This window comes from Vibrio sp. HI00D65 (genome assembly GCF_001635455.1).
Classification (GTDB): Bacteria; Pseudomonadota; Gammaproteobacteria; order Enterobacterales; family Vibrionaceae; genus Vibrio.
The window spans coordinates 1-439 of the sequence record NZ_LWEH01000101.1 but is presented as its reverse complement, the minus strand read 5'-3'; the positions used below and the strand labels follow the sequence as shown (position 1 = coordinate 439).

Below are 439 nucleotides of genomic sequence, written 5' to 3'. Positions count from 1 at the left end.
CGAGGCGATGTCTATAAAGTCGTAAAGTTTGCTTCCGATATTACCAATGAAGTGTTGCAAGAAGAGGCGACGTCGGATGCGACTTCTATAGCTTATAGTACCGCAGTAGAGACAGTGCAAGTGGCAAGTGATGGGCAATCTTCTCTCGCATTGACCCGTGAGCTGTCTAGAAATGTAGTTGAAGATATCGAGAAGTCTGAAAATTTGATTCGCCGACTGACTGAATTATCGGGCAGCATCGAAAACATTGTGCAGGTCATTGGCAATATTGCTGATCAAACGAATTTATTGCCGCTTAATGCGGCCATTGAGGCGGCTAGGGCTGGAGATTACGGTCGTGGTTTTGCCGTGGTTGCTGATGAGGTCAGAGTTTTAGCCTCGAGAACATCCGATTCAACAGAGGAAATTAGTCGAGTCGTTGCAGAGAACTTATCTCTAA

General features: G+C 45.8%; 1 protein-coding gene. It reads left to right on the top strand.

The window, feature by feature from the left end:
• A partial coding sequence (locus tag A3712_RS09880) for a methyl-accepting chemotaxis protein (protein ID WP_231891794.1) occupies positions 1 to 439 on the top strand: 439 nt, incomplete at both ends.